16 protein-coding genes are annotated in these 13,561 nt (G+C 70.6%); 7 read left to right on the top strand and 9 right to left on the bottom strand.

Going from position 1 to position 13,561, the window contains the following annotated elements; all coding sequences use genetic code 11:
* Nucleotides 1-112 precede the first annotated feature (112 nt).
* From VGT06_12975 to VGT06_12965, 3 genes are all read right to left on the bottom strand, one after another.
* Nucleotides 113-403 (bottom strand): metal-sensitive transcriptional regulator, encoded by a 291-nt coding sequence (locus VGT06_12975; GenBank protein HEV8664034.1) that lies wholly within the window; start codon nucleotides 401-403, stop codon nucleotides 113-115.
* A gap of 268 nt (nucleotides 404-671) precedes the next feature.
* Nucleotides 672-1,043, bottom strand: coding sequence for a hypothetical protein (locus VGT06_12970; GenBank protein HEV8664033.1), 372 nt, complete (start codon nucleotides 1,041-1,043; stop codon nucleotides 672-674).
* A gap of 43 nt (nucleotides 1,044-1,086) precedes the next feature.
* The gene (locus tag VGT06_12965; protein ID HEV8664032.1) at nucleotides 1,087-1,755 is read right to left on the bottom strand and encodes a TIGR02281 family clan AA aspartic protease; all 669 of its coding nucleotides are present in this window, start codon (nucleotides 1,753-1,755) and stop codon (nucleotides 1,087-1,089) included.
* A 536-nt stretch (nucleotides 1,756-2,291) separates the two neighbouring features.
* Here VGT06_12965 and VGT06_12960 point away from each other — a divergent pair.
* The 7 genes from VGT06_12960 to VGT06_12930 all read left to right on the top strand — a co-directional run bounded on the left by VGT06_12960 (nucleotide 2,292) and on the right by VGT06_12930 (nucleotide 8,411).
* Nucleotides 2,292-2,801, top strand: coding sequence for a metal-dependent transcriptional regulator (locus VGT06_12960; GenBank protein ID HEV8664031.1), 510 nt, complete (start codon nucleotides 2,292-2,294; stop codon nucleotides 2,799-2,801).
* Entirely contained in the window at nucleotides 2,801-3,853 is a 1,053-nt protein-coding gene (locus tag VGT06_12955; GenBank protein ID HEV8664030.1) for an extracellular solute-binding protein, read from the top strand. The genes VGT06_12960 and VGT06_12955 overlap by 1 nt, the downstream gene beginning before the upstream one ends.
* A gap of 5 nt (nucleotides 3,854-3,858) precedes the next feature.
* Nucleotides 3,859-5,475: an iron ABC transporter permease gene (locus VGT06_12950; protein ID HEV8664029.1), complete on the top strand. Its 1,617-nt coding sequence runs from the start codon at nucleotides 3,859-3,861 to the stop codon at nucleotides 5,473-5,475.
* A 78-nt stretch (nucleotides 5,476-5,553) separates the two neighbouring features.
* The gene (locus VGT06_12945; protein ID HEV8664028.1) at nucleotides 5,554-6,606 is read left to right on the top strand and encodes an ABC transporter ATP-binding protein; all 1,053 of its coding nucleotides are present in this window, start codon (nucleotides 5,554-5,556) and stop codon (nucleotides 6,604-6,606) included.
* A 146-nt stretch (nucleotides 6,607-6,752) separates the two neighbouring features.
* Entirely contained in the window at nucleotides 6,753-7,025 is a 273-nt protein-coding gene (locus VGT06_12940) for a hypothetical protein (protein HEV8664027.1), read from the top strand.
* 23 nt (nucleotides 7,026-7,048) lie between these two features.
* Nucleotides 7,049-7,669 (top strand): PilZ domain-containing protein, encoded by a 621-nt coding sequence (locus VGT06_12935; protein ID HEV8664026.1) that lies wholly within the window; start codon nucleotides 7,049-7,051, stop codon nucleotides 7,667-7,669.
* Nucleotides 7,662-8,411 carry a PilZ domain-containing protein gene (locus VGT06_12930; protein HEV8664025.1) on the top strand — a complete coding sequence of 250 codons (750 nt, stop codon included), beginning with the start codon at nucleotides 7,662-7,664 and terminating at the stop codon, nucleotides 8,409-8,411. Before VGT06_12935 ends, VGT06_12930 begins: the two co-directional genes overlap by 8 nt.
* Nucleotides 8,412-8,460: 49 nt before the next feature.
* On the opposite strand, the gene VGT06_12925 is transcribed toward VGT06_12930, so the two are convergent.
* The 6 genes from VGT06_12925 to VGT06_12900 all read right to left on the bottom strand — a co-directional run bounded on the left by VGT06_12925 (nucleotide 8,461) and on the right by VGT06_12900 (nucleotide 13,341).
* Nucleotides 8,461-8,853 carry a phage holin family protein gene (locus VGT06_12925; protein ID HEV8664024.1) on the bottom strand — a complete coding sequence of 131 codons (393 nt, stop codon included), beginning with the start codon at nucleotides 8,851-8,853 and terminating at the stop codon, nucleotides 8,461-8,463.
* A 79-nt stretch (nucleotides 8,854-8,932) separates the two neighbouring features.
* A complete protein-coding gene (locus VGT06_12920; GenBank protein HEV8664023.1) occupies nucleotides 8,933-9,691 on the bottom strand; it encodes a RodZ domain-containing protein in 759 nt (252 codons plus the stop codon).
* A 15-nt stretch (nucleotides 9,692-9,706) separates the two neighbouring features.
* Nucleotides 9,707-10,159, bottom strand: a complete 453-nt coding sequence (locus VGT06_12915; protein ID HEV8664022.1) for a universal stress protein — start codon at nucleotides 10,157-10,159, stop codon at nucleotides 9,707-9,709.
* Between the two features lie 8 nt (nucleotides 10,160-10,167).
* On the bottom strand, nucleotides 10,168-11,475 hold the full coding sequence (locus tag VGT06_12910) for an SLC13 family permease (protein HEV8664021.1): 1,308 nt from the start codon (nucleotides 11,473-11,475) through the stop codon (nucleotides 10,168-10,170).
* 73 nt (nucleotides 11,476-11,548) lie between these two features.
* A complete protein-coding gene (rmuC, locus tag VGT06_12905) occupies nucleotides 11,549-12,592 on the bottom strand; it encodes a DNA recombination protein RmuC (protein ID HEV8664020.1) in 1,044 nt (347 codons plus the stop codon).
* The gene (locus VGT06_12900; protein HEV8664019.1) at nucleotides 12,589-13,341 is read right to left on the bottom strand and encodes an HAD family hydrolase; all 753 of its coding nucleotides are present in this window, start codon (nucleotides 13,339-13,341) and stop codon (nucleotides 12,589-12,591) included. Before VGT06_12900 ends, rmuC begins: the two co-directional genes overlap by 4 nt.
* Between the last annotated feature and the right edge of the window lie 220 nt (nucleotides 13,342-13,561).

The raw sequence follows: 13,561 nt of genomic DNA, 5'->3' as shown, positions 1-13,561 counted from the left end.
AGGCGGCGCAGAAGTAATAGGGCTGCCCGTGATGGCGGGCGACCGCCGCCGCCTCGCTCTCCTCGATCATCATCCCGCAGACCGGATCGCGGACCATGGCCTCCTCGCCCCCCTAGCGGCCGTCCAGCCGGCCGAACCGCGAGCAGACCTCCACGAGCTCCTCGATCTTGCGCCCCCGCTCCGCGGCGGTGCCGGACGTCACCGCATCCTTCACGCAACTCTGGATATGCCGGGCCAGGAGCAGGCGGCTCACCTGGGCGAGGGCGCCCTGGACGGCGGAGAGCTGCAGCAGGATATCCACGCAGTACTTCTCCTCATCCACCATCCGCTGGATGCCCTCGACCTGTCCCTCGATTCGTTTGAGTCTCGCCAGGGCGCTACGCTTGGTTTCGGCATCGATCATCGGCGCTCCCCCCCGCTTTGCACGTCTCCATACCGTGAGCGGCCCGGCAGTGCTTGTATACCCTACACCGGTAGGGTATATCTCCAACCGACCATCTGTCAAGCGGAGATTTTCTGGTTCCGCCAATCGCCCAGAACAGATTTATTGTGCAGGCGCTTACAAAGTGATGCGCGAGGTGGGCCCTGCGCGGGATCGGCGCGTCCGGCTCTTTGCGGTGGAGGCCGGGACACGGCTTCACGGAAGGAAGAGGGGTCACGCGCGCTTTTCCCTATCTCCACCCAATGGCATCCGCGGTGTATGCGTAGGCCTCTGCGTTCTCCACCTCGGGGATCGGAGACGCCTGGAAGTCCCGCTCCTCGCCCGGACGGAAGTCGCCCACCGGGATACACTGCTGAGCCGCCAGCCCGCCGCGCCGGCTCAGGTAGTAGCTCACCCAGACCCTGACCCCGAGGGCGGTGTCGCCGGACTGGTTCTTGACCCGCCCGGCGATCCCCTCCCAGGTGACCTCGATGCCCAGGAAATGGAGCTGGCCCGAACGCGGGTCAAGGAGCTTTCGCTCGCAGGGATCATCGGCGGCCGCCGGTCCCTGGACGGAGAAGATGATGAGGACCCCGACCAGCACCAGGCACCACGCCGCCAACGACCCTCTTCTGGCCCGGGCGCTCGCCATGCCGCGTCCCCCGTTAGGGCGGAGCAAGGATCATCCGCCCGTTCTCGACATCAATCGAGACCTTGAACCGGCCGAGAAAGCTCAACCCCAACAGGCCGGCGATCTGCGGCGGGAACCCGGGGATGTCGAGGACGACCGCCTTCACCTCCCTCGCCTCAAACTCCCCCACCCGAACGGACTGGAGCTGGACCAACGGGGCCTGGATGATCCCCCCCGCTGTGCGGAGGGAGATCATCGGCGTCTCCGCGCTGGCCCAGATGCCGACGGACTCTGCCACCTGCCGCGAGATCACGGTCAGGGTCGCCCCCGTGTCCACGACGAAGACCCCAGGAACCTGGTCGTTCACCTGGGCCCTCACCAGAATGGCCGCCCCCCGGCGCTCGATGGGGACAACGATCTCCCCCCCCGTGTAGGGGGAAACGAGCGGGCCGGAGCCTGCCAGGGTGATGACGATCTCGTTCCTCCGCCCCGCGAGGACGACCAGGTACCGGCTCTCCGTGGAGAAGCCGTCCCGGCTTGCCACGATCCGGTAGTTCCCCGGAGAAACGTTCCCGAAGCGGAACGCCCCCAAGGGGTCTGTCATGGTGCTCCCGATCCCTTCGAGGGTGATCGAGGCACCCGGGATCTTCTCACCGGTGCTCGAGACGACCACACCCACCACCAGGCCGGCGGATTGCGCCAAGCTTGGTGAAGCCATCGCCAGGGGGAGCAAGAGGCCGACCAAGGAGAGGAACGCTGGTGCGCCGCCTGTGCGAGGGCCGGTCACGAAGGCTCCTTGAAAGCGCACGTCATGGGCCTGGCTACGCGGAGCACACCGGCTCGCGACACCCCGAGCGCCGAGGCTGCGCCCGATGTCCGTCGGAGACGTGGGGAATGGCCAGACTTCGAGGGAGCTGCCGACTCGCTCTGCTCGGCGCTGCGGCGCCCCGGGGAAGGAGGGCGAAGCCCGAAGCGGAACTCGCGGAGGCGTTCACGGTCGTCCGGCCGGTGCAAATCCCGGGCCGAGTTGCGTTCGAACCCGGGAGCCGATTCGCCCGATAACCTGGAGGGAAGACCACTGCCCACCATGACCGGACGGCATCCCGATTTCCCCCTTGACATCTCAGTCCCCGCGCGGATAGCCTTCTCATGTTTAGTGGCCTAAACTTTCTTTGGACGCTATCGCGGGGAGATGCGATGTTGGCGCGCAGGCACCGAGCGCTGACCCTCAGCCCGAGCATGCAGCATTACTTGCGGGCCATCCACGAACTCCAGGCGGAGCGCGGGTACGCCCGGGTCACCGACGTCGCCGAGCGGTTGCAGGTGGGAAAGGCGGCGGTCTCGTTAGCCCTCCGGACCCTCCGCAAGGAGGGATTCATCCGCCACCAGAGCTACCAGGGCGTGGGCCTGACCCCGAGCGGTCTCCGGCAGGCAAAGCAGGTGAGCGGCCGCTTCGCTATCCTCCGGCGGTTTCTCGAAGACGTGGTCGGGGTCAGCCCGAATCAAGCCCTGATCGACGCCTGTTTGCTGGAACACTTCGTAAGCGCACAAACCGTGGATCGCCTCGTGGACCTGATCCGATTCTTCCAGGAGGCCGACCCCGCGATCCAGGAGACACTCGCCCGGTTTCGGGCGTACCGGCGGGGGTGCGAGACCCCGACCACCTGCCCCGCTTGCGAGTTCGACTGTGATGCCAGCATCGGGACGGAGGAGCTGGCGGGGAACCGAAGGAAAGGGAGGATCCAGTGATGAGTGTGGGGCAGAAGGAGCAGCAGCGGAGAGGATGGCAGGGGGCAGGTCTGCTGGCGGCGGCGATGGCCGCGGGAACCCTCCTGGCTCCGGCGCTGGCGGGGGCCCGCGAGCTCACCCTCTACTCGGCCCGGAAGGAGGAACTCATCCGCCCCGCGATCGAGGCCTTCCAGAAGGAGACGGGGATCCGGGTGACCCTCCTGACCGCGGCGGCCGGCGAGCTCGCCCGCCGGGTCGAACTCGAGCGGGGCAGCCCCAAGGGGGACGTGTTCCTCGGGACGGCGGCCGGCATCACGGAGCTCCTCAGGCAGAAAGGGCTCCTCGAGGCGTACGCCTCGCCGCACGCCCGGGAACTGCCGGAAGAGTTCCGGGCCCCCGACCATGCCTGGGTGGGGATCACGGGCCGCGTCCGGGTGCTGATCTACAACACCGACCGGGTGAAAGCCGCCGAGGCTCCCCAGTCCTACTTCGACCTGACCGCCCCGCGCTGGAAGGGCCAGGTGGCCGTCGCGTCCATGGGGGAGCGCACGACGGTGGGCTGGCTGGCGGCCCTGCTGGCCCTCAAGGGGGAAGCAGCGACGCGCCAGTACGTGGACGGCCTGCGCGCCAACGGCCTGAAGGTCCTGAAGAACAACACCGAGGTCCGGCACGCCGTCGCGCGGGGCGAAGTAGCCGTCGGCATCACCAACCACTACTACTACATGCTGCAGCTCCAGGAGGACCCCCGGAGCCCCATCGCCATTGTCTATCCGGACCAGGGACCGCACGGGATGGGGACCCCCGTCTTCTCCATCACGGCAGGGATCATCAAGGGGGCCCCGCACCCGGCCGAGGCGCGAGCCCTCATCGACTTCCTCCTGAAGCCGGCCGGCAACCGCCTCCTGGTCGAAGGAGAGTTCGAGATCCCGCTCCTCCCCCAGGTGGCCCTCGTCGGAGGGGACCGGGGCATCCGGGGACTCGGGCAGTTCAAGAAGGCCGCCGTCACCCAGATCGAGTTGGCGGAATTCGAACCCAAGGTCGAGCGGCTGTTCGGCAGCGTGTTCATCCCGTAGGCTCCATGACGCTGGCCCTCGCGCTCCGGGGGAGGTCGCGGCCGCTGCTCGCCCCCGCGGTGGGCGCCCCGGTGGCGGTCCTGATCCTGGGACCCCTCCTCTTCCTAGCCTGGATGGGAGCGCGCCAGGGAGCGGGCGAGTTCTTCCTCCGGGTGGAGCCGCTCGGGCTCCCCGCGGTGATCGGTCGCACCTTCCTGCTGGCGGTGGGCACGACCGCCTTCGCCCTCGCGCTCGCCGTCCCCCTCGCCTACCTGGTGGCCCGGTCCGACCTCCCGGGCCGCCATCTGCTCCGGTGGCTCGCCCCCCTCCCGCTCACGATCCCGCCGTACATCGGCGCCCTCGTCTATCAGCTCCTCCTGGCGCCCGGCGGGCCCCTGGACCTGACCGTCGCAGGCCTCCTTGGACTTCCGGCCCAGCAGGTGGGCGTCATCCCCATCTACGGTCTTGCCGGCGCGGGATGGGTTCTCGGCCTCTTCACCTTCCCGTACATCTACCTCCTGGTGGAGGCGGCGCTCGAGCGGGTCAACCCGGCCCTGGTGGAGGCGGCCCGGGGAGCCGGTCTCAGCCCCTGGCAGGCCTTCCGCCGCATCACGCTCCCCCTGCTGCGCCCGGCCCTGCTGGCCGGAAGTCTCATGGTCTTCCTCTACGTCTGGGCCGACTTCGGAGTGGTCTCGCTCCTTCGGGTCCGGACCCTGACCACCATCATCTACGACTACGTGCAGGGAACGTTGGACTGGGGTGTTCCGGCCGGCCTCTCCCTGATCCTGACGGGGATCACGCTCCTGGTCCTCGCCCTCCAACGCCGCCTGCTCGGGCGGGCCGGCTACGTCCAGATCGGAAGCGCCGCCCGCCCCCCCCGCCCGGTCCCCCTCGGCCGGGCGCGCCTGCCGGCCCTCTTCTTCGTCGTCCTGGTTCTGGCGGCCTCCTTTCTCCTCCCGATCACCGTCCTGGCCATCCAGGCGGCCCGGATGCGGCCCGCCGCCCTGGGGACATTCCTCTGGGGTCAAGCGCCCTACTTCCTCAATAGCCTCTGGACCGCGAGCGGCGGGGCCACGGCCGCCCTTCTGCTCGCCCTGGCCATCGCCTGGCTTCAGGAGCGCCGCGGGACGGCCTTCGGCCTCTCCACCCTCTGCCAGGTGGGCTACGCGATTCCGGGGACGGTCCTCGGCCTGGGGATGGTCGGGTTCTTCAGCGGGATGCTCCCCTGGCTTTACGCCACCGCAGCCGTGGTGGTGGCCGGGTACCTGGTCCTGTTCCTGACCCCGGCGCTGCAGGCGGTCAAGGCGGCGCTCGCCCAGCTGCCGGTCTCGCTCGAGGAGGCGGCGCGGACGCTCGGGCGGGGGAGCATGGCCACCTTCCGGGAGGTGACCCTCCCCCTTATCCGGCCCGGCCTCCTGGGGGGGTGGCTGCTCACGTTCATCCTCTGCATGCGCGAGCTGGCCGCCACCCTGATCCTGCGGCCCCCCGGCTTCGATACGCTGCCGGTCCGGGTCTGGATCCACACGATGGACGTGGGGCCGGAGCCGGGGGCCGCGGCCCTCGCCCTCGCCCTTGTCGCCAGCATCGCCCTCCCCTGGCTCGGCGTCGTGCTCGCCGGGCGCCGCCTGATCGCGCTCCCCTGAGGCGCGCGGCCCCGTTGCCAGGCGGAGGGGCCCGTGCTACTCCTGAGCCGCCCCGCCCCCGTGGCGGGCGGAGGGTCCGTGAGCGTCATCCGGCTGGACCACGTCACCAAGCGATACCGCCCGGAGGATCTCCCGGCCGTGGACCAGCTCACCCTGGAGGTGGAGCACGGGGAGATCCTCGCCCTCCTGGGCCCGAGCGGCTGCGGCAAGACCACGACCCTCCGGCTCATCGCCGGATTCGAGCGGGCCGACACCGGCAAGATCGAGATCGCGGGGAAGCTCGTCGCCGACGGGCCCTGGGGGCTGGCTCCGGAGCGCCGGGGGGTGGGGATGGTCTTCCAGGACTATGCCCTGTTCCCTCACCTGACCGTGGAGAGCAACATCGGCTTCGGCCTGGCGGGCATGGAGCCGAAGGCCAAAGCGGAGCGGCTGGAGGAGGTGCTGGTCCTGGTCGGTCTGCGGGAGCTGGCCAGCCGCTTCCCCCACGAGCTCTCAGGGGGGCAGCAGCAGCGGGTGGCCCTCGGCCGGGCCTTGGCCCCCCGGCCGGCCATCCTCCTCCTGGACGAGCCGCTCAGCAACCTGGACGCCGACATGCGCGCCCAGGTGCGGCAGGACCTCCACCTGATCCTGCGCCAGACGGGAAGCACCACCCTGTTCGTAACCCACGACCAGGAGGAGGCCTTCATGATCGCCGACCGGGTCGGGGTCCTGAACCGGGGGCACCTGGAACAGCTCGATCGCCCCGAGGAGATCTACCACCTGCCGGCGACCCGGTTCGTCGCCCACTTCGTGGGCAAGGCCGACTTCCTCCCGGGGATGGTGACGGAGGAAGGGATCGCCACGGAGATCGGCATCCTGCCGAACCGGCCCGGGTTCCCCCTCGGCGCGAAGGTCGAGGTCATGATCCGCCCCGACGACATTGACCTCATCCCCGACGTCGAGGGGAACGCCATCGTGGCCTCGCGCCAGTTCCGGGGGGCCGACAACCTCTTCACCGTCAGCCTCCCCTCCGGCATGATGCTCCACAGCAACCAGGCCTCCACCCTGTACCTGGAGCCCCGGTCCCGCGTCCGGGTGGTCGCCCTCCCCACCCACGTCGTCGCCTTCCCCGCCATCACCCCCTGGATCTAGCCCCGGTGCGGGCAGACAGGCCTGGCTCCAGGCCTGTAAGCGCGGGGCCGCCCAGTCTGGCACGCGGGCTGCACCCTTCCTGGCTGGAACAGCAGAGCCCCCCGCCAAGCGAGAGGCTCCACAGGACGGGGGAGGAGGGTGCTGCGGTGTTCGCCGTGCTGTTTGGGGTGGTTTTCGGCTTGCTGCTCAGCGGCTCCCGGCCTGCCCATGCCCAGGCGCTGCCAGGCTCTGTGAATCCGGTTCCGGTTGCGCAAGTTGAGGAGACGCGGAACCTCCCGGCCGAGAACTGCGCCGACCGGGAGTTCAAGGAGCGGGCCCGCGCTGGCCGGCTGGGTCTCAACGCCAGAAGCGGCCATGGGGACGAGTACGACCGCCTGTACCGGGCTTGCCTTCGCGAGGTGCACCACCTCCAGCCCTAAGACCAGGGGCAAGGATTGGGTCGATGGAGGAGATCCTCCGCTGCCCCTCCTGCGGCTTCCAGATCCGGGGGCACCCCACCCAGTACTTCACCCGGCGGACCGTTGTCTGCCCGATGTGCCGGGCGGAGGCGCCCCTCACGGAGGAAGACCGGCTCCGCTTGAGGCGGCTCACGGCGGAAGGAGCGGCCCCCAGGGCCGACCGACCCCCTCCGGGACCCGGCTCGCCACCGCCCAGAAGAAGCCCCCCGCGAACCTTGCGCCGCCAGGAACTCGTTGGCGGCGGCCCTCCCCAAGCTGGGGCCTTTTCCCCCTCCAGCCGCCGCCATCCCCGCTACACGACCTGCCTGCCGGCGTGGTGGGCAGAACGGCGGGGGGCGCAGGGGCTCCCCGCCGAGACGGTGAACATCTCCAGCGCGGGGCTCCTGCTCATCCTTGAGGAGCCACCGACCCCCGGGAGCGACATCCACGTTCGGGTGGAGACCCCTTTCGGGTCAGTCGAGGGCGGGGGTCGCATCGCCTGGATCCAAAAGACGGTCGACAACGACAGGGCGGGAATCACCCTCACGCAGCTCCACCGCCACGGCGACCGGCTCCGCTGGGAGCGCCTCATCGGCCAGCTGGCTGTCCAGGGTGCCCATGGCTAGCGCGGTCTCCCCTCCTCCGAGCTCCCCGCAGGCTCCCCAGGCCCGCAAGCGCCAGTCCGCCCGGTTCCGGGCGTTCCTGCGGGCGCTCTGCCGGCTCCAGGACCCCGGCGGAGCGCCGCAGGAACTGGAGGGGAAGACCCGGAATCTGAGCGAAGGGGGCACGCTTCTGCTGCTCTCCCGGGCGCTGCCTCCGGGGAGCCAGCTCGCTGTGCAGCTCGACACCCAGGTGGGCGAGGCCTCCCGGACCGGTCACGTTGTCTGGGTGGGGAAGCCGGAGCCGGCGAATCCCGGGGGGACGGTGGTCCCCCATGGAATCGCCTTCGGGCAGACGCTCGCTCGGGCCTTCGTCGAGGCCGTCGTGACCAGGAAGGGGCAGCCGGATGCCCGGGACGCGCCGGAAGTCCAGGTCGATGCAGAGGCCGTCCGGGGCAGGCGAGCGGCGAATTTGAGCTGCCGAGGGGTCTTCATCCGCACGGCCGAGCCCCTGCCGGTGAATCGGACCCTCACCGTCCGGTTCCATCTCCCGGGCGTCCCCGAGCCGTTCCGGGTCCTGGGCCGGGTGATCTGGAGCAATCCCGAGCCGGGCCGGAGCTACCCCCAGGGGATGGGACTGAGCTTCGTGGACCTGCCGAGGGAGCGGGGGGACCAGATCGGCGCCTTCGTGGCGCAGGTCCGCCGGGAGCAGGGGCTGGAAAGGGTCACCGAGCTGCTGGGGCGGCCCTCGGGAGGAGAGCCAGAGTAGCGCGCCCGGCGCGCGGCTGATGGGCCCTGGTGTCCGATCCGGGGCGCAACTAGGCCCTGTCCGTATCGGGCGGCGGCCGGCGGGTGATCACGACGATCTGCCCCCGGTCGCTGAGGAAGGCGGTCAGGAGCCAGCTCACCCCGCTGACCAAGAGGGCGCCGAGGAGCGCCGCCCCGAAGCCCTGGACCACAAACCCCTTCACCAGGGTCGAGGTGAGCCACAGGCAGAAGGCGTTCAGGACGAAGAGGAAGAGGCCGAGGGTGAGAAGGGTCAGCGGGAGGGTCAGGAGCAGGAGGATGGGGCGGATGAGCGCATTGATGAGGCCGAGGACGAGGCCCGCCCCCAGGGCCGCCCCGGCCCCGCTGAGCTCGATCCCCGGGACCACCCCGGCGGCAACGAGGATTGCGAGCGCGTTCACCAGAACCCGGACCAGGAACCCCATGGGGGCAGTATACCCTGGCTCGTCCCGATCCGCTCGTCTCTCGCCGGCGGGGGGAGAGCCAGGCTCTCCCGAAGGAAGCTTACTCCAGGGCAGCCTCGGCGGCAGGAGGAATGGGGACGTTGCGGAGGACCTGGCCGGGGCGACCGAGCGGGGGGAGGGCCTGGCCGTTGAGCGTAAGGTGGATGCCGCCCGCATTACCGACCGTAATGTGGTAGCGGTCCCGCGCCCGCCACTGGACCGTGTCCCCGGGCCGCAGCAGCACATCCCGGACCTCCCGCCCGTCAATGGTCACGGTCAGCCAGGTGACATCGGTGGCCTGGATGCGGAGGAGGTGCCCCTCCGGGCCCGGGGCGGGGATGGCGGGCATCTTCGCGGGGGGCGGGGGGAGGACGGCGGGCTCCGCCGGCGCACCGGCGGCGGCGCGGGTGGGCACGGGCCGGGAGGGGGTGGGCCTTCCCCCCTGCGTGTAGAGGGAGTAGCCGATGACCAGGGCCGGCACCGCGGCGAGCAGGACCACGGCAGCGGGGAAGAGGCGGCGGACCGAGAGCCGGACCGGCTCTTTGGCGGCGAGGCCGGCCGTCCCCGCCGCCTGGGCATGGCTGACCTGCTTGAGGAACTGGCTCCCGAGGCCGGTGGCGTCCAGGCCGAGGAAGGCGGCGTACTCGTGGAGGAAGCGGACGACGTACAGCTCATCGGGGAGGAACCGGTAGTCGTCCTCCTCCATCGCCTGAAGGAAGACCGGCTTGATCCGGGTGGCCTCGGCGGCCTGCTCCCGGGTCAGCCCCTTCGCCTCCCGGCGCTCCCGTAGGATGGTCCCGACCGTCTCCCGTCCTCCCATGGCGTCCCCGCGGCCTCAGGCCGGCCGCGCCTTTACGACCAGCACCGGGGCTGCCGAGCGCTCCACGACCCCCCGGCTCACGCTCCCCAGGAGGAGGCTCGTGAGGCCGGTTCTTCCGTGCGATCCTACCACGACCAGGTCGTACGCCCCCTCACGGGCCTCCTGCACGATTTGTTCCACAGGCTCCCCCGAGCGCAGCTTCCGGGCCGCCTCGAGGCCTTCCCGGCGGAGGGCCTCCTGGGCATCGCCCGTCGCCGTGTCCGGGGAAGGACCCTTGGCGCCGAACTGGCGCTCGATGTCCCGCAGCTCCTCCTCGTGCAGCCGCTCGTAGTGGCGCAGGCGATCGTCCACCTCCGGGAGGACATGCAGCACCGTCGCCTCGGGCCGGAGGCCTTTCAGGAGCCGGGCTGCACCCGCCGCCGCCTGCAGGGCCAGGCCCGACCCATCCACGCAAAAGAGCACTCGCATGGCCCCCCCTACCAGAACCGCAGCCAGAGCTTGATCGCTATTCCCAGGTTACAGATGACGAGGGCCACCAGGGTGGGCGGGATGGCGAGGCGCATCCAGCGCCCCCACCCGATCAGGACCCCCTTCTTCTCCATCGAGGTGTAGGCGACCACGTTCGCCGAGGCGCCGATCGGGGTCGCGTTCCCTCCGATGTCCGTCCCGAGCGAGACCGCCCAGACCATGATGGCCAGGGCCGGCACCCCGGGCTCACCGGCGATCCCCTTGATCACATACGCCATGCTCAGCGCGAAGGGGACGTTGTCCACGATGGCGGAGGCCACCGCGGAGAACCACATCAGGGTGGAGAGGAGGGCCAGGAACTGCTCCCGAAAGAGGTCGGCGCCGGCGCGGGCGAGGCCCCCGATCGCCCCCGTCTTCTCCAGACCCCCCACCACGATGAACAGCCCGATGAAGAAGAGGAGGACCTCATAGTCCACCTTCCGCAAGATGGCCTCCGTCTTATGCCCCCCGGCGAAGAGGACCACGAAGGCGGGGATGAGGGGGGCCAGGGCGGCCGTGAGGGGGATCCCCAGCTCCTCCACCGACTTGTGGACCACCAGGAAGAGGACCGCCACCAGGAAGGCGATGAGCCCCCACCGGAAGAGGCGGGGGTCCCGGATGGCCTCGGCCGGGTCCATCCGGGCCAGACCCTCCCGGTCCACGTCGGTGGAGAGGACCAGGCGCTTCCGGCTCGCCCAGTACGCGGTCGCGATCGCCGCCCCGGCGGCCACGACCGCCGTGGGGCCGTTGTGGATCACGAAGTCGTTGAAGGAGAAGCCCAGCATCAGCCCCAGGATGACGTTTGGCGGGTCCCCGACCAGCGTGGCTGCCCCGCCGACATTGGCGAGGGTCACCTCCGCCACCACCACCGGGATCGGGTCGAACTTCAGGAGGCGGGCCAGCTCATAGGTCAGGGTGGCGAAGAAGAGCATGACCGTGATGCTGTCCATGAAGGCGGCCAGAAACCCCGACACCAGGGGGAAGACGAGGAAAATCCGGTAGGGGTTATAGCGGAGCTTCCGGGCGACCCAGAGGGCGGTGAAGGCGAAGAAGCCCCCCTCGGACAGAATCGTAATAATGGTGAACATCCCGAACAGGAGGCCCACCGTCTCCCAGTGGATGTACTCGGTGACCGCCTCCCTGAGGGTGAGGACATCGGCGATCAGGAGCAGGATGGCCCCGCTGAGGGCGACCACCGTCCGGTTGACCTTCTCGAGGGCGATGCAGACGTAGGTGGCGAGGAACACGCCGAGGGACAGGATCAGCGGGACGGGCACGGGTGGGACCTCCGCGAGAGGGGGTGGTGGACGGCGCCCCGCCGGACAGGGCGGAGGGCGTGCCGACCGGGCCTCAGGGCTCCGGGGCCCCCGGCAGGGCCGGTGGTCCCTGGCTCTCCAGGTGAAGGTTCCCGGCTCCCCGGCGCGCCTTCTCCAGGTGCAGGAGGAGGGCCTCCCGGCTGTTGCGCAGCTGGGTCAGGGCGCCGGCGAGGCGCCCCTCGACCTCTTCTTCCATATGCTCCAGGGCATCCAGGATGGTCTTGAGGGCGGAGGAGAGCCGGGCCGTGTCGATGCCGGTGGCAAAGCGGAGGATGACCTGCCACAGCGCCAGGAGGAGGGGGACGGCCTGGGAGTACGGGACCAGGATGAGGCCTTGCTTGAACGCCTCCCCGTGGACCTCTCCGCACACCTCGTAGACCGGGTCGGGCAGCGCCACCACCCCGATCCCGACCGTTCGGCTCGGGTCCAGGTACTTCACCGCCTCCCGGACCTTGAGCTTGACGTCCCGCTGGATCGTCTCTGCGAGCCGTTTGCGCTCCCCCGGGTCCTCCGCCGCCTGCCATTCCTCCAGGGTCGCCAGGCTAGGCCACTTGCTGTCAATGGGAAGGACCCGCCCCTGCGGGAGCCGGAGGGCGAACTCCACCGTCTTGTTCCCGATGACGCAGTTGGCCTCGCGGAGGTCGGGCGGGAGCTGCAGGAGGATCCGCCCGAGGAGGTTCTCCCCCGCCTCCCCCCGGGCCTTCGTCCCGGCCAGGATCCCCTCCAGCCGCTTGAGGGCGTCGTAGGCCTCCCGCTCGGCCTTCTCCCGCTCGGTGTCCGCCGCCTGGATCTTGGCCAGGAGCTCGCGCGCCTGGGCGATCTCCTGGCGCAGGCTGAGGTGGGTCTGGTGCAGCGCCGCCTGCCCCTGCTCCCGGACGGCCACCACCTCTCCCCGCAGGCCCTCCTGCTGGCGGACCAGCGTCTCGAGGTCGGCCCGCACCTGCCCCACCCGCTCGCTGAGCCCCGCCATGTGTTGCGCCAGGCCCCCCTCGCCCCCCCGGGCCCGGAGGAGGAGGGCCACCAGCGCCCCCCCGAGGAGAAGCCCCACGACCACGAGAACGAGCTCGCTGCCGCTCATGCGACCCTTTCTCCCACCCACGCCGCCAGGACGGCCGGGAGCTCCCGGAGCGAGCCGATGATCGCGTCGGCCTCGGCCGGAGCGGGCGCGTTCGCCTCCCGCCGCAGGTAGACCGCGCGCAGCCCCGCCCGCTTCGCCCCGGCCACGTCGGCGATGGGGTCATCCCCCACGTGGACGGCGTCCGCCGCCGGGACCTCCAGGGCGGTCAGCGTCGCCCGGAACACAATGGGGTCCGGCTTGCGGAGGCCGACCTCGTCGGAGAAGGTGCAGGCGTGCAGGTACCGGAGGAGGTGGCGGCGGGCGAGCGCGGGCCGGAGCGTCCGCCCCGGCGTCCGCCCGGTGTTGCAGATGAGGCCGAGCCGGAGCCCCCGATCCACGGCCCAGGCTAACGCCTCGGCCGCCCCGTCGCAGGCGGCCGGCAGGGCCTGCAGTACCGGACCAGCATACGCGGCAGAGAGGTCCCGCAGCAGGCGCGCCGGGGGCTCGGCGGCCGGCGGCCCATCCAGCTGGCGCAGGAGAAGCCGGACCTGCGCCTCCGTCGAGATGTCCCGGCCGCCCGCCCAGAGGGTGGCGAGCGCTTCTCCGACGGCATCATAGGCGGCGGCCACCGCCCCGTCCGGAAGCGGAAAGCCGCCTCGCTCCAGGGCAGCCCGGCACCCCTCGATGCGGAGGCGGCGAGCCCTCCCCTCGGTCGCCGCGTCGTCGGCGATCAGGGTCTGCCAGCAGTCGAAGGTCACCGCCGCGAGCATCCGTCCCCTCGCCGCGCCAGCAGCGCGGCCCGCAAATCCGCCCCATCCTAAAGGCAGGCCCGGGGGGTGTCAAGGAAGCCGGCGGAGATGAGCTCCTGCCGATCACCGGAGGGGTTGCCGCGGCCGGGGATCGGCGCGGCCGCCCCGATGGGGGCGCGGCAACTAATACAAACGAGATACATTGTGTGACAAAAGGTCCGGGTGGCGCCGGATGCCGCCC

It is taken from the genome of Candidatus Methylomirabilis sp. (assembly GCA_036000645.1).
In the GTDB taxonomy this organism is placed as follows: domain Bacteria; phylum Methylomirabilota; class Methylomirabilia; order Methylomirabilales; family JACPAU01; genus JACPAU01.
Note: the sequence above shows the minus strand (reverse complement) of the source record. Positions and strands in the feature narration are given on the sequence as shown.

Excerpts from the sequence above, each read along its gene's own strand:
- VGT06_12975 (HEV8664034.1), bottom strand. The coding sequence starts at position 403 with ATGATCGATGCCGAAACCAAGCGTAGCGCCCTGGCGAGACTCAAACGA.
- VGT06_12960 (HEV8664031.1), top strand. The coding sequence starts at position 2,292 with ATGCAGCATTACTTGCGGGCCATCCACGAACTCCAGGCGGAGCGCGGG.
- VGT06_12955 (HEV8664030.1), top strand. The coding sequence starts at position 2,801 with ATGAGTGTGGGGCAGAAGGAGCAGCAGCGGAGAGGATGGCAGGGGGCA.
- VGT06_12950 (HEV8664029.1), top strand. The coding sequence starts at position 3,859 with ATGACGCTGGCCCTCGCGCTCCGGGGGAGGTCGCGGCCGCTGCTCGCC.
- VGT06_12935 (HEV8664026.1), top strand. The coding sequence starts at position 7,049 with ATGGAGGAGATCCTCCGCTGCCCCTCCTGCGGCTTCCAGATCCGGGGG.
- VGT06_12930 (HEV8664025.1), top strand. The coding sequence starts at position 7,662 with ATGGCTAGCGCGGTCTCCCCTCCTCCGAGCTCCCCGCAGGCTCCCCAG.
- VGT06_12925 (HEV8664024.1), bottom strand. The coding sequence starts at position 8,853 with ATGGGGTTCCTGGTCCGGGTTCTGGTGAACGCGCTCGCAATCCTCGTT.
- VGT06_12920 (HEV8664023.1), bottom strand. The coding sequence starts at position 9,691 with ATGGGAGGACGGGAGACGGTCGGGACCATCCTACGGGAGCGCCGGGAG.
- VGT06_12915 (HEV8664022.1), bottom strand. The coding sequence starts at position 10,159 with ATGCGAGTGCTCTTTTGCGTGGATGGGTCGGGCCTGGCCCTGCAGGCG.
- rmuC (HEV8664020.1), bottom strand. The coding sequence starts at position 12,592 with ATGAGCGGCAGCGAGCTCGTTCTCGTGGTCGTGGGGCTTCTCCTCGGG.
- VGT06_12900 (HEV8664019.1), bottom strand. The coding sequence starts at position 13,341 with ATGCTCGCGGCGGTGACCTTCGACTGCTGGCAGACCCTGATCGCCGAC.